This window comes from Lapillicoccus jejuensis (assembly GCF_006715055.1).
Taxonomy (GTDB): Bacteria; Actinomycetota; Actinomycetes; order Actinomycetales; family Dermatophilaceae; genus Lapillicoccus; species Lapillicoccus jejuensis.
Genome location: NZ_VFMN01000001.1, coordinates 743,188 through 761,882 on the forward strand (window position 1 = coordinate 743,188; position 18,695 = coordinate 761,882).

19 protein-coding genes are annotated in these 18,695 nt (G+C 73.3%); 11 read left to right on the plus strand and 8 right to left on the minus strand.

All coding sequences use genetic code 11. The features are described 5' to 3' along the window. The first annotated feature begins 66 nt into the window (after nt 1-66). Nucleotides 67-2,055, plus strand: a complete 1,989-nt coding sequence (locus FB458_RS03600; RefSeq protein WP_141846849.1) for a putative bifunctional diguanylate cyclase/phosphodiesterase — start codon at nt 67-69, stop codon at nt 2,053-2,055. 62 nt (nt 2,056-2,117) lie between these two features. Here FB458_RS03600 and FB458_RS03605 read toward each other — a convergent pair whose 3' ends face one another. Beyond that, a complete protein-coding gene (locus FB458_RS03605; protein ID WP_141846851.1) occupies nt 2,118-3,395 on the minus strand; it encodes a class I SAM-dependent methyltransferase in 1,278 nt (425 codons plus the stop codon). After that, nucleotides 3,392-4,831, minus strand: coding sequence for an FAD-binding oxidoreductase (locus FB458_RS03610; RefSeq protein ID WP_246061045.1), 1,440 nt, complete (start codon nt 4,829-4,831; stop codon nt 3,392-3,394). Before FB458_RS03610 ends, FB458_RS03605 begins: the two co-directional genes overlap by 4 nt. Before the next feature lie 90 nt (nt 4,832-4,921). On the opposite strand from FB458_RS03610, the gene FB458_RS03615 reads away from it, so the two are divergent. After that, a complete protein-coding gene (locus FB458_RS03615) occupies nt 4,922-5,515 on the plus strand; it encodes a GNAT family N-acetyltransferase (RefSeq protein ID WP_141846855.1) in 594 nt (197 codons plus the stop codon). A 21-nt stretch (nt 5,516-5,536) separates the two neighbouring features. On the opposite strand, the gene FB458_RS03620 is transcribed toward FB458_RS03615, so the two are convergent. The 3 genes from FB458_RS03620 to FB458_RS03630 are packed head-to-tail and all read right to left on the minus strand — an operon-like array spanning nt 5,537 to nt 7,749. Further along, a complete protein-coding gene (locus FB458_RS03620) occupies nt 5,537-6,262 on the minus strand; it encodes a 3-keto-5-aminohexanoate cleavage protein (RefSeq protein ID WP_141846857.1) in 726 nt (241 codons plus the stop codon). 3 nt (nt 6,263-6,265) lie between these two features. Next, entirely contained in the window at nt 6,266-7,267 is a 1,002-nt protein-coding gene (locus FB458_RS03625; RefSeq protein ID WP_141846859.1) for an o-succinylbenzoate synthase, read from the minus strand. Then, nucleotides 7,264-7,749, minus strand: a complete 486-nt coding sequence (locus FB458_RS03630; protein WP_141846861.1) for an NUDIX hydrolase — start codon at nt 7,747-7,749, stop codon at nt 7,264-7,266. The genes FB458_RS03625 and FB458_RS03630 overlap by 4 nt, the downstream gene beginning before the upstream one ends. Nucleotides 7,750-7,772: 23 nt before the next feature. On the opposite strand from FB458_RS03630, the gene FB458_RS03635 reads away from it, so the two are divergent. Together FB458_RS03635 and FB458_RS03640 are read left to right on the plus strand one after the other, a co-directional pair. Further along, nucleotides 7,773-8,720 (plus strand): 1,4-dihydroxy-2-naphthoyl-CoA synthase, encoded by a 948-nt coding sequence (locus tag FB458_RS03635; protein ID WP_211355914.1) that lies wholly within the window; start codon nt 7,773-7,775, stop codon nt 8,718-8,720. A gap of 119 nt (nt 8,721-8,839) precedes the next feature. After that, complete coding sequence (locus FB458_RS03640; protein ID WP_141846863.1) at nt 8,840-9,640, plus strand: hypothetical protein; 801 nt, start codon at nt 8,840-8,842, stop codon at nt 9,638-9,640. Between the two features lie 253 nt (nt 9,641-9,893). On the opposite strand, the gene FB458_RS03645 is transcribed toward FB458_RS03640, so the two are convergent. Together FB458_RS03645 and FB458_RS21550 are read right to left on the minus strand one after the other, a co-directional pair. Beyond that, on the minus strand, nt 9,894-10,307 hold the full coding sequence (locus FB458_RS03645; RefSeq protein WP_141846865.1) for a hypothetical protein: 414 nt from the start codon (nt 10,305-10,307) through the stop codon (nt 9,894-9,896). A gap of 87 nt (nt 10,308-10,394) precedes the next feature. Beyond that, nucleotides 10,395-11,288, minus strand: a complete 894-nt coding sequence (locus FB458_RS21550) for a tetratricopeptide repeat protein (protein WP_246061046.1) — start codon at nt 11,286-11,288, stop codon at nt 10,395-10,397. 29 nt (nt 11,289-11,317) lie between these two features. Here FB458_RS21550 and FB458_RS03660 point away from each other — a divergent pair, with 29 nt between their 5' ends. From FB458_RS03660 to FB458_RS03685, 6 genes are read left to right on the plus strand one after another with little or no spacing between them, the layout of a single operon-like run. Beyond that, complete coding sequence (locus FB458_RS03660) at nt 11,318-12,376, plus strand: hypothetical protein (protein WP_141846867.1); 1,059 nt, start codon at nt 11,318-11,320, stop codon at nt 12,374-12,376. Beyond that, nucleotides 12,373-13,047 carry a DUF1345 domain-containing protein gene (locus FB458_RS03665; protein ID WP_211355916.1) on the plus strand — a complete coding sequence of 225 codons (675 nt, stop codon included), beginning with the start codon at nt 12,373-12,375 and terminating at the stop codon, nt 13,045-13,047. The genes FB458_RS03660 and FB458_RS03665 overlap by 4 nt, the downstream gene beginning before the upstream one ends. Nucleotides 13,048-13,085: 38 nt before the next feature. Further along, nucleotides 13,086-14,507: a class II fumarate hydratase gene (locus FB458_RS03670; RefSeq protein ID WP_141846868.1), complete on the plus strand. Its 1,422-nt coding sequence runs from the start codon at nt 13,086-13,088 to the stop codon at nt 14,505-14,507. Nucleotides 14,508-14,561: 54 nt separating this feature from the next. Further along, entirely contained in the window at nt 14,562-15,773 is a 1,212-nt protein-coding gene (gene menE, locus FB458_RS03675) for an o-succinylbenzoate--CoA ligase (protein WP_141846870.1), read from the plus strand. A gap of 36 nt (nt 15,774-15,809) precedes the next feature. Beyond that, nucleotides 15,810-16,052, plus strand: coding sequence for a PLD nuclease N-terminal domain-containing protein (locus FB458_RS03680; RefSeq protein WP_342778012.1), 243 nt, complete (start codon nt 15,810-15,812; stop codon nt 16,050-16,052). Nucleotides 16,053-16,110: 58 nt separating this feature from the next. Beyond that, nucleotides 16,111-17,028 (plus strand): 1,4-dihydroxy-2-naphthoate polyprenyltransferase, encoded by a 918-nt coding sequence (locus FB458_RS03685; protein WP_141846874.1) that lies wholly within the window; start codon nt 16,111-16,113, stop codon nt 17,026-17,028. 40 nt (nt 17,029-17,068) lie between these two features. On the opposite strand, the gene FB458_RS03690 is transcribed toward FB458_RS03685, so the two are convergent. Continuing rightward, nucleotides 17,069-17,467 (minus strand): hypothetical protein, encoded by a 399-nt coding sequence (locus tag FB458_RS03690; protein WP_141846876.1) that lies wholly within the window; start codon nt 17,465-17,467, stop codon nt 17,069-17,071. 192 nt (nt 17,468-17,659) lie between these two features. On the opposite strand from FB458_RS03690, the gene FB458_RS03695 reads away from it, so the two are divergent. Then, the gene (locus FB458_RS03695; RefSeq protein ID WP_141846878.1) at nt 17,660-18,655 is read left to right on the plus strand and encodes a type IV toxin-antitoxin system AbiEi family antitoxin domain-containing protein; all 996 of its coding nucleotides are present in this window, start codon (nt 17,660-17,662) and stop codon (nt 18,653-18,655) included. Nucleotides 18,656-18,695 lie beyond the last annotated feature (40 nt).

Consider the following 18,695-nt stretch of genomic DNA (forward strand, 5'->3'; position numbering starts at 1 on the left):
CCAGGGGGAGGCGGCCGCGTGGTCCGGAGCAGTGGGTTCTCGTTGCGCAGGTTGACGCTGTCGAGCATGACGTGGTGCGCGACCGTGCCGGTCGGCTGGGCCCTCATCCTGCTCGCGGTCCACCACGTCGTGACGGTGGGCGCCGTCGAGCAGCCCGCCGCCTTCGTCATGACGGCCGGCCTGCTCGTGCTGCTCGAGCTGTTGCCGCTCGTCGCCGGTCGCGGGCACGACCCGCAGGGCGTCGTCATGTCGACGGCCTTCCTCATGGCCCTGCTCTTCCTCTGGGGCGTCTGGCCCGCCATGCTCGGCGTGGGCATCGCCTCGCTCGCGGCCGACCTGCGGGCGCGCAAGCAGTGGTGGAAGGTGCTCTTCAACCCCGCCCAGTACGCCGTCTCGGTGGGCGCCGCGTACCTGGTGATCCTCGCCGTGCACGGCTCGGTCGGTCTCGACCACGCGCTGCCACGACTCTCCCCCGACGCCCTGTTGTGGATCCCCTTGGCCTGGGTCGTCTACTACCTGGTCAACATGGTCGTCGTCTCCTGCGTGCTGACCTACACCGGGCCGCTGCGCGCCCTGCTGCTCGACGACGTCGTGCACACGACCCTCATGACGTTCGCGGTCATGGCGGTCTCACCGATCGTCGTCGTCGTCGCGCTGCACTCGTGGTTCGTCATGCCGCTGCTGCTCATCCCGCTGCTGCTGCTCTACTACACGGCCTCGATGTCGCTGGAGCGCGAGCACGCGGCCGGGCACGACGACCTCACCGGGCTGCCCAACCGCAAGACGCTGCGCTTCGAGCTCGACGAGGCCCTCGAGACGTACGAGCGGGAGGGCACCCCGTTCGGGCTGATGCTCATCGACATGAACGACTTCAAGCGGGTCAACGACACGCTCGGTCACCAGGTCGGGGACCGCCTGCTCATCGAGTTCGCGGCCCGGCTGCGCGAGCGGGTCCGCCCGGGCGACTTCGTGGCCCGGCTCGGCGGCGACGAGTTCGCCATCATCGTCCACGACACCGACGAGGCGGCCGGTCGCGCGATCGCCCAGCGGGTGTGCACCTCGATCTCGCACTCGATCGACGTCGGCGCCCTCGCGCTGGAGACGGAGGCCTCGGTCGGCATCGCCATGTGCCCCGACCACGGCACCGACGGCGGGACGCTGCTGCGGCGGGCCGACGTCGCGATGTACACCGCGAAGGCGGCCCGCACCGGCGTCGAGGTCTACTCCCCCGCCCGGGACACCAACTCCGCCGACGCGCTCGGCCTGCTGAGCGAGCTGCGCCAGGCCCTCGCCGACGACGAGCTCGAGCTGCACTACCAGCCCAAGGTCGACACCGCCGACGGGACGCCCATCGGCGTCGAGGCGCTGGTGCGCTGGCGGCACCCGGTCCGCGGGTTCGTCCCCCCGGACGAGTTCATCCCGCTCGCCGAGGGCTCCGGCATCATGCCGCGGCTGACCGAGCGCGTCGTCGACCTCGCCCTGGCCCAGATCGCCCGCTGGCGCGACGAGGGGATGTCGGTCCCCGTCGCGGTCAACATCTCCCCCACCGACCTCACCGGCTCGGAGCTGCCGTGCGTCGTCGCCCGCGGGCTGCGCGCGCACGACCTCCCGCCGGGGATGCTGCAGCTGGAGATCACCGAGCGGATCGTCACCCACGCCGTCGACGACGCCAAGCGCAACCTCGCCGAGCTGCGCGGCCTCGGCGTCTCGATCAGCCTCGACGACTTCGGTACCGGCTACTCCTCGCTGCTGCGGCTCAGCTCGATGCCGGTCGACGAGATCAAGATCGACCGCGGCTTCATCTCCGCGATGTCCGAGGGCGAGCGCGCGGTCGGGATCGTCCGCGCCCTCGTCGACCTCGCCCACACCCTCGGCATGCCGTCGATCGCCGAGGGGGTCGAGACCGCCGAGGAGCTGGCGATGCTCGAGACGCTCGGCTGCGACGGAGTCCAGGGCTGGCACATCGCCCGGCCGATGCCGGCCGAGCAGGTGACCGCGTGGCTGCACGAGCGCGTCCCGGCCGGGCCCGCCCTGCCCGAGCTGCGCGCCGTCTGACCCGCTGCCGTACGGGGCCCCGCACGGCCCGAGCCGGACGGGACGCCGTACGGCGTCGTGGGTCAGCTGCCCCAGGTGGGGCGCAGCGAGAAGCCGCTCGTGCCGTCCTGGGTGGTCTTGCTCGCGAGCACCTGGTGCAGCTGGATCCGGTTGCGCTCGAAGGAGAGCGAGGACCCGGCGAGGTAGAGGCCCCAGACGCGGGCGGTCCCGACACCGACCTCCTCGACGCACTCCTCCCAGTGCTTGGACAGGTTGCGGCACCAGGCGCGGGTGGTGAGCGCGTAGTGCTCGCGCAGGTTCTCCTGGTGGCGCACCTCGAAGCCGGTGTCCTCCATCGTGCGCACGATGTCGCCCGAGCCGGTCAGCTCGCCGTCGGGGAAGACGTACTTGTTGATGAAGCCGTCCTTGGGGATCCCCGGCTCGGTGTTGTCCGGCCGCGTGATGCAGTGGTTGAGGATCCGGCCGCCGGGCTTGAGCCGCTCGTGCAGGAAGCGGAAGTAGGACGGGTAGTTCTTCACACCGATGTGCTCGGTCAGGCCGATCGAGGAGACGGCGTCGAAGCCGGTCTCGGTGACGTCGCGGTAGTCGGCGTGGACGACGCGCGCGCGGTCGCCGAGGCCGTCGGCCTCGATCCGCGCCTGCGCCCACGTCGCCTGCTCCTTCGACAGGGTCGCGCCGAGCGCGGTGACCCCGTAGTGCTGGACGGCGTGGCGGACCATGCCGCCCCAGCCGCAGCCGACGTCGAGCAGGCGCATCCCCGGCTCGAGGCCGAGCTTGCGGCAGACCAGGTCGAACTTCTCGTACTGCGCCTCCTCGAGCGTCGACTCGGGCGTCGGGTAGCAGGCGCAGGTGTAGGCCATCGACTCGCCGAGCACCAGCTCGTAGAATCGGTTGCTGACGTCGTAGTGGTGGTGGATCGCCTCGGCGTCGCGGCGCCGGCCGTGGGTCAGGCCGTGCGCGAGCCGGTGCAGGTTGCCCGGGGTCTCCTGCGGCGGCAGCTGCGGCAGCCGCGGCGGGTGGGCGCGCAGGAAGGACAGCAGCTCCGGCAGCCTGGCCAGGCCCGGCCGGGAGGGGGTGAGAGCGTCCTCGAAGAAGACGAGGACGTCGTACGGATCGGCCTCGTCGATGGGGTCGACGACGAGGTCGCCCATGAGGTAGGCCCGCGCCATCCCGACCGAGCCGGGCGAGGTCAGCAGGTAGTTCAGCCCTCGCTCGCTGCGCAGGTCGACGTGGTACGCGGCGTCCTCGGGACCGGTCGCCGAGCCGTCGTACGCCGTGAACCGCACCGGGGCCGTGGCCCCGAAGAGCATGCGGAAGGCCTCCGCCACACTCATCGTCATCGTGCTCGTACCGCCTTGTCGTAGAGCGAGGGCAGCCGTCCTCGCGGGTCGTACCTTTTCTTGACGAGGGCGTAGTCGGCGCCGCCGTACAGCGCGGCGAACGTCTCCTCGTCGTAGTAGGCGTCGGAGTAGAGCGACTTGTGGCCGCCAAGCTCGTGCACCTGGTCCTCGATGGCCCGGTTGGTGTCGCCGTCGCGGCGTCCGGGCAGGATCGGCACCGTCGACCAGAAGCCGACGTTGACGTACGGCGTCCCGACCTCCATCGGGTAGAGCGGCCACGGCGAGCTGCCGGTCACCGGCGCTTCGCCACCGCGCAGCGGGTCCGGCCGCAGCTGCACCGGGCACAGCCACAGCGGCTCGACCGGGACCTCGCGCAGGAACCAGTCGAGGAACTCGGCGGTGCGCGACAGCGGGATCTCGACGTCCTGGACGACGCGCTCGCGCGCCGGCCTCCCGCGGCGCTCGTCGAGCCGGGCCATGACCTTGTGACGGTTCTCGAAGGCGACGATCTTCCAGTAGACGTCCGAGCGGAGCCGGCTCTTGGGCCACAGCCGCCGCACGAGCGGGTGCTGGGCGCCGAACGCGCGCGAGCACCAGAACCAGTCGGTGTCCCACCGCCACAGGTAGTCGCGCACGGTGAGCAGGTCGCGCTCGCGCTGCTGCAGCGAGCGGTAGAAGACCTGCTGGCCCGTGTAGTCGCTGGGGCGGGTGCCGGGACCGTCGGGGTGCTCGTCGAGCGAGTCGGCCCACCGGCCGAGGGTCAGGTACGCCTCGTCGCGGGAGAAGACGACGCCGTCGAGGAAGTCGACCGGCTCGCCGTCCCAGCGCCGCTCGCGCATGATCGCGGCGATCGCGTCGGTGACGGCGCTGAGGTCGTGGAAGGGGACGTGCCGCAGGGCGACGTACGGGTGCACGCGCTCGACCTCGATGGTGAGCGAGAGCGCGTAGCCGAGCGAGCCGTAGCTGTTGGGGAACGAGCGGAAGAGGTCGGCGTGCTCGCCGTCCGGCGTCGCCGTGACGACCTCGCCGTCGCCGGTGAGGACCTCGGCCTCGAGCACCGACTCGTGCGGGAGGCCGTTGCGGAAGGACGTCGACTCGATGCCGAGGCCGGTGACCGCGCCGCCGAGGGTGATCGTCTTCAGCTGCGGGACGACGAGCGGCGTGCAGCCCTGGGCGAGGGTGGCCTCCACGAGGTGCTCGTACGTCGTCATGCCCTGAACCCGTGCGGTGAGGCTCACCGGGTCGACGTCGATGGCGCGGTCGAAGGCGCCGACGTCGAGGCCGGGGCCGACGGCCGCGGCGCGGGGGCGGAACAGGTTGCTGGTGCGCTTGGCGAGGCGTACCGGAGCGTCCTGCGGGAGGCTCGCGTACTGCGCCCGCACCTCGCGGGTCGCCGACGCGTGCTCGGCGGGAGTGGCGAGACGGGCGTGCGGCACAGCCAGCATCAAACCACTACTCGCCGGTACGACGCCCCACGGGCCCGGGACGCGGTGCCGTCGCCACCCGGTACGCCCGATACTTCGGGAGTGAGCACCGCCGCGGTCCCGCCCGCCCTCGACTACCCGTGGCCCGCGGACGACCTGACCGACGGGGTCGTCGTCGTGCGCGCCGCCCGGCCGGGCGACGAGGAGGCCTGGATGTCGGCGCTGACCGACCCCGAGGCCCGGCGCTGGAGCCCCCCGCTCGTGCGGGACGAGGCGCAGTGGCGCGACCGGTTCACGACGATGCTCGGCCAGACCGCCACGGACGCGGTGGTCGACCGGGTCGTCGCCGACCCCGGCGACGACCGGTTCCTCGGGCTGGTCGACTGGCGTCGTACGGGCCCGGAGCTGTTCCGCTGCGTCGACGTCGGCTACGTGACGGCGCCGGGCGAGCGCGGGCGGGGCGTCGCCTCGCGCGGGCTGAGCCTGCTCGTGCCGTGGCTGCTGGCCGCCGACGGGCTCGGCCAGCACCGCGTCCAGCTCGACCACGCCGTCGAGAACGTCGGCTCGTGCCGGACCGCCGTGCGCGGCGGGCTGCGGCGCGAGGGCACGCGGACGTCGTTCCTGCCGCTCGCGGAGGCGGACGGCGTCGTGGTGTTCCACGACATCTGCCAGCACGGGGTCGTCGGGGCGGACTGACCCGGTCCGTCTTCTTGCCGGTCAGGTGGTGGCGCCGCCGGCCAGGGCCTGGGTCACGAGGGAGGCGTTGTCGGTGACCCGCAGACCGTGCTCGTCGAGCAGCGTGTCCTCGAGACCGATCCGTGTGTCGTGGCCCTGGCGCTGCGCCCACCGCAGCACCGGCCAGGTCCACTGCTCCTCGCCGTGCACGAGGAGGGGGCACGGGACCGGCCCCAGGGCGGCGATGATGCGCTCGGCCGCCCAGAGCCCTTCGGCGCCGGGGGTGGTGCCGGGGATGGCCTCGACGAGGACGCGCAGCACTCGCTGAGGCCACCGGCTCTCGGCGAGGGCGGCGGCAGCGAGCGGCGTGAAGAGACCGGCCTCGATGCCGATGCCGTTCTCGTGCAACGCCTGCGCCACCTCGACGGCGCCGTCCTCGTGCCAGTTGACGCTGGCGTGGTCGGGGCCGCCGTCGGCGGGGCCGGGCCATCGCCGGACCGCCGCGAGCCGCGCGACCGGCTCGGGCTCGATCGCCTCGTGCGTGCTCACCCCCACCGGGACGCCGGGGGCGGCCTCGCGGATCGCGGCGAGGACGAGCCGGTGCAGGTCGCCGTCGAGCGTCTCGGCACCGCCGTCGGCCCGCGGGTGCACGTGGATGCCGTGGGCGCTCGCCGCGACGGCGGCGGCGGCCTGCGCGGCCAGCCGGGCCGCGGTGACCGGTACGCCCTCGAAGGGACGCCGGGCGCCGTTGAGGCAGACCTGCAGCACGACCTATCCCCCCGCCGCCAGGACCGCGTGGCAGGCGGCGAGCCGCTCGTGCCACCAGGCGACGCGGTCGGGCGGCGCGGCGAGCCGCTCGAGGGCGTCCTCGTCGACGTCGGGGGCGCCGACCGGGATGTGTCCCGCGACCGGGACGAGGGGGTTGGTGACGACGTCGTCGGTCAGCAGCTCGACGGTGCCGAGGCCGCAGTCGTGGGGCAGGTCGGGCAGGGCGGCGGCGAGGGCGGCGCCGGCGGCGATGCCGACGCTGGTGTCGATGGCGGAGGAGACCACCGCGGGCAGGCCGCAGGCCTGCACCACCTCGAGGGCGCGGCGGACGCCGCCGAGCGGGGCCACCTTGACGACGACGAGGTCGGCGGCGCCGAGGCGGGCGACGCGGACCGGGTCCTCGGCCTTGCGGACCGACTCGTCCGCGGCCACGAGGACGTCGATGCGCTTCTGCCGCAACGACTCCCGCAGGGCGACGAGCTCCTCGACGCTCACGCAGGGCTGCTCGGCGTACTCCAGCCCGTACGGCGCCAGCGCCGCCAGCGCCGTCGTCGCCTCGCCGACCGACCAGCCACCGTTGGCGTCGACCCGGACCCGGGCGCCCGGGCCCATGACGTCGCGGACGGCGGCGACGCGGGCGACGTCGTCGTCGAGGGTCTGACCCTTCTCGGCGACCTTGACCTTGGCGGTGCGGCAGCCGTCGTAGCGGGCGAGCAGGCCGGCGACGTCGTCGGCGGGGAGGGCGGGGACGGTCGCGTTGACCGGGACGGTGTCACGGAGCGGGACGGGGAAGCCGTCGTACGCCGCCTCGACCGCGGCGGCGAGCCAGCGGCTGGCCTCGGGGGCGTTGTACTCGAGGAAGGGGGCGAACTCGCCCCAGCCGGCGGGGCCGCGCAGCAGCAGCGCCTCACGGTGCGTGACGCCGCGGAACCGCACACGTAGCGGGATGCTCACGAGGCGGGACGCCTCGCGCAGCTCGCCCAGCGGTGGGAGCGGCGCCGTCATCGCGTGAAGACGGTCTCGGGGGCGTTCGCGAGGGCGAGGCGCACGCGCTCGGCGTGCCGGTCCGACATCGGCGGCAGCGCGTCGACGGGGAACCAGCGTGCGTCGACGGACTCGTCGTCGCCGACGGCGGGCTCGCCGGAGACCCACGAGCAGCGGAAGACCAGCTCGAGGTACTGCGACTCGTCGCCGTTGGCGTAGGTGATGACGGGGCTGACGGTGACCCAGACGAGCCGGTCGGCCCGGGCGACGACGCAGGCCTCCTCGAGGCACTCGCGCACGGCGGTGACGGCCGGCTCCTCCCCCGGGTCGACGATGCCGGTGACGGGGGTCCACTCGAGGGTGTCGCTGCGCTGCACGAGCAGGACCTCCTCACCGCCTGCGTCCTGGCGGTCGCGGACCACGACGGCGGCGGCGCCGCTCAGCCACAGCGGCATGGTGCCGACCTTGTCGCGCAGGGCGAGGATGAAGTCCGGGGTGGGCACGGGTCGAGCCTAGGCTGTCGGTCGTGAGCGAGCCCGTGCAGCGCAGCGTCAGCGAGACCTTCGACCCGTCAGCGTGGACGGCGGTGGAGGGGTTCGAGGACCTCACCGACGTGACGTACCACCGGGCGGTCGGCCTGGGCGCCGTCAGGGTCGCCTTCGACCGGCCCGAGGTGCTCAACGCGTTTCGGCCGCACACGGTCGACGAGCTCCACCGCGTGCTCGACCACGCGCGTCGTACGCCCGACGTGGGGTGCGTGCTGCTGACCGGGAACGGGCCGGGGCCGGAGGGCACCGGGTCGGCCGGGAAGTGGGCGTTCTGCTCCGGCGGCGACCAGCGGATCCGCGGGCGGTCGGGGTACCAGTACGCGACCGGCGAGACCGGCGACACCGTCGACGAGCGGCGGGTCAAGGCCGAGGGCGGGCGGCTGCACATCCTCGAGGTGCAGCGGCTGATCCGCACCATGCCGAAGGTCGTCGTCGCCGTCGTGAACGGCTGGGCCGCCGGCGGCGGACACTCGCTGCACGTCGTCTGCGACCTGACCATCGCCTCGCGCGAGCACGCGCGGTTCAAGCAGACCGACGCCGACGTGGGCTCGTTCGACGGCGGCTACGGGTCGGCGTACCTCGCGAAGATGGTGGGGCAGAAGCGGGCTCGCGAGATCTTCTTCCTGGGAAGGACCTACTCGGGAGAGGAGATGCGCGAGATGGGCGCGGTCAACCTCGTCGCCGACCACGCCGAGCTCGAGGCCACCGCGCTCCAGGTCGCGCGCGAGATCATGGGCAAGAGCCCGCAGGCCCAGCGGATGCTGAAATTCGCCTTCAACCTCCTCGACGACGGGCTCATGGGCCAGCAGGTCTTCGCCGGTGAGGCGACCCGGCTGGCCTACATGACCGACGAGGCCGTCGAGGGGCGCGACCAGTTCCTTGAGAAGCGCGACCCCGACTGGTCACCGTTCCCCTGGTACTTCTGAGGCACCCCACCTGTTGCCACGTTCTGCGCGGTGACGGCGTGCTCAGCGAGAGCAAAGCCGCACCTTCAATATCGAAGACCCCTCGCCGGTCGTCAGCAGGAGGCCTAGAGTCGAGCGGCATGGGGGAAAACGATCAAGATCGTCTGTCCGCGACTGCTCTTCAGACCATCGGCGCAGTCTCCAAGTTGCCATTGGTCAGAGTCGACCGTGATGCGTTTCTTCGGAGACAGTTCGGCAAGTCGGAACATCTGGACGCCGTCATCAGTGAGGGCCCCCACGTCGTCTACTCGGCCAAGTCGCTGCGGAAAATGGCCGACGGCCTTATTCGTCGGAGCGCCACGCGAACGTCACTCGCCTCGTTCGCCTCTGGAATTCCTGGCAACCCTGTCGTCATGGTGGCGGCAGGCGGTGCGGACGTAGCTCAGTACTTCGGCTTTGCTATCAACCTGGCGCAGCAGATTGCGTATCTCTTCGGTGAGGACGACTTGTTTGACGGAGGAGGCGAACTCAGCGAGGAAGCCCAGATGCGCATCATCGCCTACCTCGGGGCCATGTTCGGCGCCGCCGGCGCCGCCGCCCTTGTGTCGCAGACCTCGAAGGTGGCGGGCGAGAACATCGGCAAGAAGCTGGCCGCTCAGGCCCTGACCAGAACGGCCTGGTACCCGCTAGTCAAGAAGGTGGGTGCGGCTATCGGCGTCAAGATCACGAAGAAGACGGTGGAGAAGACAGTGACTAAGGCCGTGCCCGTCGTCGGTGGTGTCGTGTCCGGTGGTCTCACCTACTTCACGTTCACGCCCATGGGGCATGGGCTGGCCGACACTCTCTATCGCAACGCGCTCGGCGAGTTCGACGAAGCGATGGATCTGAACCCTGGGTTCGTCGCTGATCAGAGCAGGGCAAAAGACCAAGACCGAGAGTAGGGCCCTGAGGCAGTTCTCGGCCCGACAGGCCGGACGGATCGCACGCCGACAACGATTTTCGCGGTCCACGGCGAATTCTCGTGCATGCGCCGGATGGTCCGCGCGTCACACAGCGGCCCGGACTCAGCGGGCTCGGCGGGCTCGGCGGGCTCGGCGGGCTCGGCGGGCTCGGCGGGCTCGGCGGGCTCGGCGGGCTCGGCGGGCTCGGCGGGCTCGGCGGGGCCAGCATGTCAGCGCTGGCGTCGCCGAAACGTCAGTCCTCATCAACGACGATTGCGTCTGACTCCGGCGTCAGCTCGAACACGACACGCTCAGGAAATTCGACCTCCTCGACGAGCACCCGAAGCGCGTACCGGCCGACAGTGGCGTCCAGCTGCTTGGCGTCATCATGGGCCGCGTCGGCAAGGGTCACGACTCCAGATGCGGTGACGAACTCTCCCTCGTACACGCACGTCAGCTCGTCCGGGCAGCGACCCACCCACACCTCGGCCGTCGCCTCCCCGTCGACCTCGTGCTGGATGCGCGCCACCACGATCGAGCGGGCAGCGGCGACCCCCCGGTCGTCCAGGAGCGAGGGCACCTGTTCTCTCGATGAGGGATCACCCATCACCGTCAAGCCCCAGGGCCAGTCGCGGCGAACAAGCAGCACCTGTCGTCCCTCGGGCATGCGCACAGTATGGGCGGCCGGTAGGGACCGCCGCGCGGAAAGTGGCAACAAGTGGGGTCTTGCAGGCGGACACTCCGCGGGGTGTCGTCAGTCGCCGGCGAGCGAACGCAGGTACTCGGCGTTCCCGCGCAGCGCGGCGGCGTACCGCTTCGCGTCGTCAGCCTCGCCACCCTCGGCGCTCGAGGCGACCGCCTCGAGGAGAAGCGCGACCGCCTCGTCGAGCCGTCCCGCCGCGTGCAGCGTCAGCGCCTCGAAGGCCATGAGCGACACCGACTCCGGGTACGCCTCGCGGGCCTGCGCGAACACCACGAGCGACCTCTCGGTCTCGCCGAGGTTGCGCAGCGTCGAGCCGTACTGCACGCCGCATCGCCGCAGCACGTCGCCCTCGAGCCCGGCGTCGAGCGCGCGCTCGTAGAACCCGCGGGCCACCTCCTCCTCCCCCGCGGTGTCGTGCGCTCCCCCGACCTCGTAGAGCACGCGGGCGTCGTCCGGGTGCTCTACGAGGACCCGGTGCAGCGCCTCGATCGTCGGCTGCATGGCGTCCCGGTCGCGCGCGGCGACGATCCGGTCCAGCTCGGCGTCGAGCTCGGCCCGCGCCGGGTCCGTCGCCCCGCCCACCGGCGGCGCCCAGCCCGGGCGCGGGACGAGGCAGAACGGGTGACCGGCCGGGTCGGCCCACACGTGCGCCGCGGCGTCGAGAGACCGCGCCCCGAGACGCCGTACGGCGTCGTCCGCCGCCTCCACGTCGTCCACCATGACGTCGAGGTGGACCTGCTGCGGCACACGCGGATCCGGCCACGTCGACGGCGCCAGGCCCGGTGCGCGCTGGAACGCCCACCCCGACGTGGTCGTGTCCTGCGACACGACCACGAAGTCGTCCGAGGAATGGGTCACCGGGAGACCGAGCACCTGCGACCAGAACTCCGCCGCAGCGGACGGGTCGGGGGCGTCGAGGATCACGTGGTGCGCGCGGCCGATCACGGACCCCACCCTGCCGCTACCGTCGCCCCGTGCGCGACCTCGTGGCCGAGTGGACCTCCCCGCAGGGGGTCGAGGACCTGACCGGCTGGGTCGACGACGTCCTCGTCGCCCGCGGCGAGCACCGCCGCGGCCCGCTCGACCCGATCCGGGTCCGCTTCTGGTCGGCCGTGTTCCGCCTCGACACCGACCACGGCCGGCGCTGGGTGAAGCTCGGCAACCCGGGCCAGGCGTTCGAGGGCGCGCTGCTGCGGCAGCTCGGCGCGCTCGTCCCCGACGAGGTGCTGGCCCCGCTCGCCGTGGACGAGACCGCCGGCCGCTGGCTGCTCCCCGACGGCGGTCCGACCCTGCGCGACGCCGGCGCCGAGTCCGTCGCCGACCGCGCCGCGCTGCTCGTCCAGGTGGCCGACCTGCAGCAGCGCACCGCCGGGGAGCGGCACCGGCTCACCGCCGTCCCCGCCCTCCCGCAGGCCGACACGACGCCGTACGTCGTCGCGCTGGTCGACCGGCTCGCCGCCCTCCCCCCGGACGACCCGCAGTCGGTCACCGCCGAGCAGGTCGCCCGGTGGCGCCGTGGCCTCGACGCCCTCGACGCCGCGGTCGCCCGGCTGATCGCGCTCGGGCTGCCCGACACCCTCCAGCCGGCGACGTCCACGCCGACAACGCCTGCGTCCCGCTCCACCCGGGCGGTCCCGCGCGGCTGCTCGACCTCGGCGACGCCGTGTGGGGCCATCCGTTCGGCGTGCTGCACCTGCCGCTGCGCCAGGCCGTCGGGGCCCGGCTCACCGACCCGCTCCCCGAGGGCGACGCCGTCACCGCGCTCGCCGGCGCCTACTCGACCGGTGGCCGGCCGTCCCTCGCGACCCGGGCGAGCGGCGCCGGCTGCTCGACGACGCCGACCGGGTCGGCGCCATCCACCGGGTCGCCTCCTGGGAGCGGCTGCTCGCCCCCGTCGACCCGGCGTCGGTCCCCCCGCCCGTGCCGCGCCTCGCGGACTGGGTGCAGCAGGCGTGCCGGACCTGGGAAGCGGCTGGGTGGTGCGAGCGGCGCGGGACGACCCGGCGCGGGCGGGTCTAGCGTCCGGGAGATGACGACCCCGATGACCCGGCGACGCCGGTTCCGCATCTCGAGCGTGGCCCGCCTCGTCGTCTCCGGCCTGGTCGGCCTCGTCGCCGGCGGGGTCGTCGGGCTCCTCGTCGACGCGCCGTACGGCGTCCTCGCCGGCTGGATGGGCGCGGCCGGCACCTTCCTGATCTGGACGTGGCTGCTCGTCGGGCGCATGGACGCCGACCGGACCCGGCGGCACGCGAGGTACGACGACGCCGGGCGGCGGGTCACCGACGCCGTCGTCCTCGTCGCCGCCGTCGCCAGCCTCGGCGCGGTGGCCCTGCTGCTCACCGCGAGCAGCTCGGGCTCGAAGGTGCTCCAGGCGCTGCTCAGCGTCGTCTCCGTCGCCGTGAGCTGGTTCGCGGTCCACACCATCTTCACGCTGCGCTACGGCGGGCTCTGGTACGGCGACGGGCCGCACGGTCCCGACGGGCCGCCCGCCGGCGGGATCGGCTTCAACGAGGACGACCCACCGCGGTACGCCGACTTCGCCTACTTCGCCTTCACCGTCGGCATGACCTTCCAGGTCTCCGACACCGACATCTCCCGCACGGACATCCGGGCGCTCGTCCTGCGGCACGCGCTGCTGTCCTACCTGCTCGGCGCCGTCGTCGTCGCGGCGACGATCAACCTCGTGTCCGGGCTCGCGCACTGACCTCCCCGGCTCCTCGTGACCCGCGCCACAGGCGCAAGATGGGAGGCATGAGCAGCGACGCGACGCCGTACCGCATCGAGCACGACACGATGGGCGAGGTGCGCGTCCCGCGCGACGCGCTCTACCAGGCGCAGACCCAGCGCGCCGTGGAGAACTTCCCCATCAGCGGGCGCCCGATCGAGCCCGCGCTCATCGCCGCGCTCGGCCGCGTCAAGGGCGCGGCCGCCCGCGCCAACGCCGAGCTCGGGGTCCTGCCGCAGCCGGTCGCCGACGCCGTCGTCGCCGCCGCGGCGCGGGTCGCCGCGGGCGAGCTCGACGACGAGTTCCCCATCGACACCTTCCAGACCGGGTCCGGCACGTCGAGCAACATGAACACCAACGAGGTGGTCGCGACCCTCGCCACGCGGTCCCTCGGCGACCGGGTCCACCCCAACGACCACGTCAACGCGAGCCAGTCGAGCAACGACGTCTTCCCCACCGCGGTCCACCTCGCGACGACGCAGGCCCTCGTCGAGGACGTCGTCCCGGCGCTCACCCACCTCGCGGAGTCGTTGGAGCGCAAGGCCGCCGAGCTCGGGCACGTCGTCAAGGCCGGGCGCACGCACCTCATGGACGCGACGCCGGTGACGATCGGCCAGGAGCTCGGCGGGTACGCCGCCCAGGTCCGGCACGGCATCGAGCGGGTGCGGGCGACGCTCCCCCGGGTCGCCGAGCTGCCGCTCGGTGGGACGGCCGTCGGCACCGGCATCAACACCCCGAAGGGGTTCGCGGAGAGGGTGATCCGCCTGCTCGCCGACGAGACCGGGCTGCCGCTGACCGAGGCCCGGGACCACTTCGAGGCGCAGGGCGCGCGCGACGGGCTCGTCGAGGCGAGCGGGGCGCTCAAGACCGTCGCCGTGTCGTTGACCAAGATCTGCAACGACCTGCGCTGGATGGGCTCCGGCCCGCGCGCCGGCCTCGGCGAGATCGCCATCCCGGACCTGCAGCCCGGCAGCTCGATCATGCCCGGCAAGGTCAACCCCGTCATCTGCGAGGCGACGCTCATGGTGTGCGCGCAGGTCATCGGCAACGACACGACCGTCACCGTCGCCGGGATGCAGGGCGCCTTCGAGCTCAACGTCATGATGCCGGTCATGGCGCGCAACGTCCTCGAGTCGGCGCGGCTGCTGGCCGCCTCCGCCCGGGTGCTGGCCGACCGGTGCGTCGACGGGATCACCGCCCACGAGGAGCACGCGCGCGAGCTCGCCGAGTCCAGCCCCTCGATCGTCACGCCGCTCAACCGGTACATCGGGTACGAGAACGCGGCCGCCGTCGCCAAGACCGCGCTGAAGGAGGGCAAGACGATCCGGCAGGTCGTCGTCGAGAAGGGCTTCGTCGCCGACGACGGCGGGGAGGGCACGCTCACCGAGGCGCAGCTCGACGCCGCCCTCGACGTGCTGTCGATGACGCGGCGCCCTTGAGGCGTCGCGCGGCCGTTCACCTGCGGGACACCCGCCCGGCCTAGGGTCACGAGGATGACGACGGTGCGTCCCCTCGCGGTGCCCACGGGCCCGCGCGTCGCGCAGGTGCTGCCCGCCCTCGAGGCCGCTCTGCGCGGTGGCGCCCCGGTGGCGCCGTACGGGCCGGCGGAGCCGGCCCCGCACCTGCCCGAGCCCGACCGGCTGCCGGACGGGCTCGCCCTCTGCGTCGGCACGTCGGGGTCGACCGGACGGGTCAAGCGCGCGATGCTCACCCGCGACAACCTGCTCGCGTCGGCCCGTTCCACCCACGAGGTCCTCGGCGGCGACGGCACCTGGCTGCTCGCCATGCCCGCCCACCACGTCGCCGGGCTGCAGGTCCTCGTGCGCTCGCTCGTCGCCGGCACCACCCCGGGCGTCCTCGACCTCGGGGGCGGCTTCACCGCCGCCGGCTTCGTCGCCGCGACGGCCGCACTGACCGGCGCGGGGCGGCGCTACACCGCCGTCGTCCCCACCCAGCTCACGCGCCTGCTGGAGGACCCCGCGGGGGCCGCGGCGCTGGCGTCGTACGACGGCGTCCTGGTCGGCGGGGCGGCGACCCCGCCCGCCGTGGTGCGCGCCGCGGCCGCGGTGGGGGTGCGGCTCGTGCGGACGTACGGCGGCAGCGAGACCGCCGGCGGGTGCGTGTACGACGGCCTGCCCCTGCCGGTCAGCGAGGTCCACATCGACAACGACGGTCACGTCGTCCTCGGCGGCGTGACCGTCGCGCACGGGTACCTCGGCGAGCCGGCGCTGACCGCCGACGCGTTCGCCGTCGACGCCGACGGCACGCGGTGGTTCCGCACCGACGACCTCGGGCGGCTCGACGACGAGGGGCGGCTCGAGATCGTCGGGCGCGCCGACGACGTCATCAACACCGGTGGGCTCAAGGTCACGCCGGGCACGGTCGAGGACGCCGTCTCGCGGTTCGTGCCGGGGGTGCGCGACGTCGTCGTCGTCGGGACGCCGCACCGCACCTGGGGCGAGGCGGTGTCGGCGGTGGTGACCCTGCAGCGGGGCGCGCCGACGCCGTCCCTGCGCGACGTGCGCACCGCGCTGCGCGGCGTCGTCCCCGACCACGCGCTGCCGCAGCGGCTCCTCCTTCTCGACGCGCTGCCGCTGCGCGGGCCGGGCAAGCCCGACCGGCGGGCCCTCGTGCAGGTCTTCGCGGACCAGGACGAGGCGGATGAGACACTGGTCGCTCGACGCACGGACGCGGGGCCCGGCTGAGGGTCCTCGCGAGAGGAGGGAGCCACGGTGCTGCGGGTGGTGCTCACGCTGGCGAGCCTGGCGCTGACCATCTACGCGCTCATCGACTGCCTCCAGACCCCCGACGACCAGGTCAAGCACATCCCCAAGCTGTTCTGGGCGCTGCTCGTCCTGCTCGTGCCGTGGGTCGGGCCCATCTCGTGGCTCATCGCGGGGCGCACCCGCTCGCTGCCGCCGCGCGGCCGGCCCACCGGGCCGAAGGGGCCGGAGGACGACCCCGACTTCCTGCGCGGCCTGTGACCGGCCCGCTCCGCCCGCCCTGCCCCTGCGCACCGAACCCGAAGGTCTGACCCCGCCCGTGGCCACGTTCTCCCAATGGGTCGCCGGTGCGCGACCCCGCACGCTCCCCGCCGCCGTCGCCCCCGTCGCCGTCGGCACCGCCGCCGCGCACGCGGTCGGTCGGGCCGACGCGAGCGGTGCGCTGCTGGCGCTGCTGGTCTCCCTCGCGCTCCAGGTCGGCGTCAACTACGCCAACGACTACTCCGACGGCATCCGCGGCACGGACGCGGTCCGGGTCGGTCCGGTGCGGCTCGTCGGGCAGGAGCTCGCCGACCCGGCCGAGGTCAAGCTGGCCGCGTTCCTCAGCTTCTTCTTCGCCGCGCTCGCCGGGCTGGCGCTGGTCGCGGTGTCGCAGCAGTGGTGGCTGCTGCTCGTCGGGGTGCTCTGCGTCCTCGCGGCCTGGTACTACACGGGCGGGTCGCGGCCCTACGGGTACGCCGGGCTCGGCGAGGTCATGGTCTTCGTCTTCTTCGGGCTCGTCGCGACGCTCGGGACCCAGCTGACCCAGGCCGGTCGCGTCACGTGGGCGGGGCTGCTCGGCGCCGTCGGCGTCGGGGGGCTGGTGACGGCGATCCTCGTGGCCAACAACCTGCGCGACATCCCCACCGACCGCGAGCAGGGCAAGCTCACCCTCGCGGTCCGGCTCGGGGACCGCGGCACGCGGGTGCTGTACGTCGCCCTCGTCGTCGTCAGCGCCGCCGCGGTCGTCGGCTGCGCGGCGCTGCAGGTGTGGTCCGACGCCGACCGCACCGCGCTGCTCGGCCACCCCGGCTGGCCCTGGGCGCTGCTCGGCCTGCTGTCCCTCCCCCTCGCCGTCCCGCTCGTGCGCGGGCTGCGCTCCGGTGCGACGGGTCGCGACCTCGTCCCCGTCCTCTCCGGCACCGGCCGCCTGACGCTCGTCTACGCGCTCCTGCTCGGCGTCGGCCTCGTCCTCTAGCAACCAGACACAGGAAACCCCACGTCTGCGCGGGCTACGGTCACGGCGGACGTGGGGTTTCCTGTGTCCAGTCGTGGTGGTGGTGGTGGTGGTGGACCGTCCGGGTCACCCGCGCGAACGGCCAGTGCAGGATGACGAACGCGCCGAGGAGGAAGCCGGTGTCGTACGCGTGCCCGTCGTGGACGGAGGCGTCGAGGCCGACCGACGGGCGGAACAGGGAGACCACGAAGGCGATCGGCAGCAGCAGCCCGTGCCAGAACCCCCACAGGAACCCGGGTGGGTCACCTCCCGATGCTCCTGGGGCCGCCGGCGCGAACCCGAGCCGCGTCGTCAGCGCGACCACCAGGGCCAGCACGCCGAGGTTGACGACGGCCGCCAGGAGGAGGAGACGTCCCCACGGCAGCCAGGCTCGGGGCCCGCGCCACACCCATCCGCTCATCAGTTCCTCGCCTTCGTCGACCAGACACAGGAAACCCCACATCTGCCCGTCGCGGTGGCGCTTCGGACGCGGGGTTTCCTGTGTCCGGTTGGGGTTGGGGTGACCTGTCCACAGGGGGTACCGGCCAGATGTCGTCCACAGGCCCGGCCCGCGGAGGCGCGCGCCGGCGCCGACCGCGTGCACCGTGGAGCGATGCACCTGCCGGAGCTGCCCACCTGCTTCACCACCGCGGACGCGCTCAAGGCCGGCCTCACCGAGGCGAGGCTCACCCGGGCGGTGGCGCGGGGCCGCCTGGTGCGGGTACGGCGGGGCGTCTACCGGCTGCCGGGCCAGTCCGCTCCGCACGAGCGGGGCACGCATCACGTCGCGCTGCTCGGCGCGGTCCTCGCCGACCGCGACGACACCGTCGCCGCGAGCCACCTGTCCGCGGCGGCCGTGTGGGGACTGCCGCTGCCTCTCGGGGGGGTGCACGAGGTGCATCTGCTCCGTCTGCGCGGTGCCGACCGGACTCGCGTCACCACGGGCCGGGTCCGCGTCCACCACGCCGACTCGGTCGAGCCGTCACTGGACTCCGTCGCCGGGGTGCTCGTCACCAGCGCTGCCCGGACGGTCGCCGACTGCCTCGTCTCCTTCCCGCCCCGGGTGAGCGTCCCCGTCGCCGATGCCGCGCTGCACCGCGGGTTGACCAGGCCCGGGCAGGTCGCCGACGTCCTCTCCGAGATGCGCCACTGGACCGGTCGGCGGCGGTTCGCGGCCGTGTCCGTCCCGCTCGTCGACGGTCGCCGGGAGTCCTGGCTCGAGTCCTACGCCGCGGTGCTCTTCGACGAGTGGGGCCTCGACCCGGCGGTCCCCCAGCTGGTGGTGGTCGACGCGGAGGGTCGTTTCGTCGCCCGGGTCGACGGCGGGTGGCCGGGCCAGGCGACGGTGCTCGAGCTCGACGGCAAGGCCAAGTACGCGTTGCCGGGGACGGACGGGGCTGTGCAGCCCGAACGGCGGTGGGACGAGGAGAAGGCCCGCTACGACCGGCTGGGCAACCTGGGCCTGGAACGGGTCCGGTTCGGGCTCGACGACCTGCTGCACCGGGGCGGTGGGGTGCGCAGCGAGGTGACCGCGCGACGTCGTACGGGCTCGGCCGTCCGCTTCACCGGGTGCTTCCAGGAGGTCCCGTCGCTGCGACTCCCCCTCTGAGCCGACCGGACACACGAAACCCCACGATCCGGCTAAGCAG

Excerpts from the sequence above, each read along its gene's own strand:
- FB458_RS03600 (WP_141846849.1), top strand. The coding sequence starts at position 67 with ATGACGTGGTGCGCGACCGTGCCGGTCGGCTGGGCCCTCATCCTGCTC.
- FB458_RS03605 (WP_141846851.1), bottom strand. The coding sequence starts at position 3,395 with ATGACGATGAGTGTGGCGGAGGCCTTCCGCATGCTCTTCGGGGCCACG.
- FB458_RS03625 (WP_141846859.1), bottom strand. The coding sequence starts at position 7,267 with ATGACGGCGCCGCTCCCACCGCTGGGCGAGCTGCGCGAGGCGTCCCGC.
- FB458_RS03640 (WP_141846863.1), top strand. The coding sequence starts at position 8,840 with ATGGGGGAAAACGATCAAGATCGTCTGTCCGCGACTGCTCTTCAGACC.
- FB458_RS03645 (WP_141846865.1), bottom strand. The coding sequence starts at position 10,307 with ATGCCCGAGGGACGACAGGTGCTGCTTGTTCGCCGCGACTGGCCCTGG.
- FB458_RS03665 (WP_211355916.1), top strand. The coding sequence starts at position 12,373 with ATGACGACCCCGATGACCCGGCGACGCCGGTTCCGCATCTCGAGCGTG.
- FB458_RS03670 (WP_141846868.1), top strand. The coding sequence starts at position 13,086 with ATGGGAGGCATGAGCAGCGACGCGACGCCGTACCGCATCGAGCACGAC.
- menE (WP_141846870.1), top strand. The coding sequence starts at position 14,562 with ATGACGACGGTGCGTCCCCTCGCGGTGCCCACGGGCCCGCGCGTCGCG.
- FB458_RS03690 (WP_141846876.1), bottom strand. The coding sequence starts at position 17,467 with ATGAGCGGATGGGTGTGGCGCGGGCCCCGAGCCTGGCTGCCGTGGGGA.
- FB458_RS03695 (WP_141846878.1), top strand. The coding sequence starts at position 17,660 with ATGCACCTGCCGGAGCTGCCCACCTGCTTCACCACCGCGGACGCGCTC.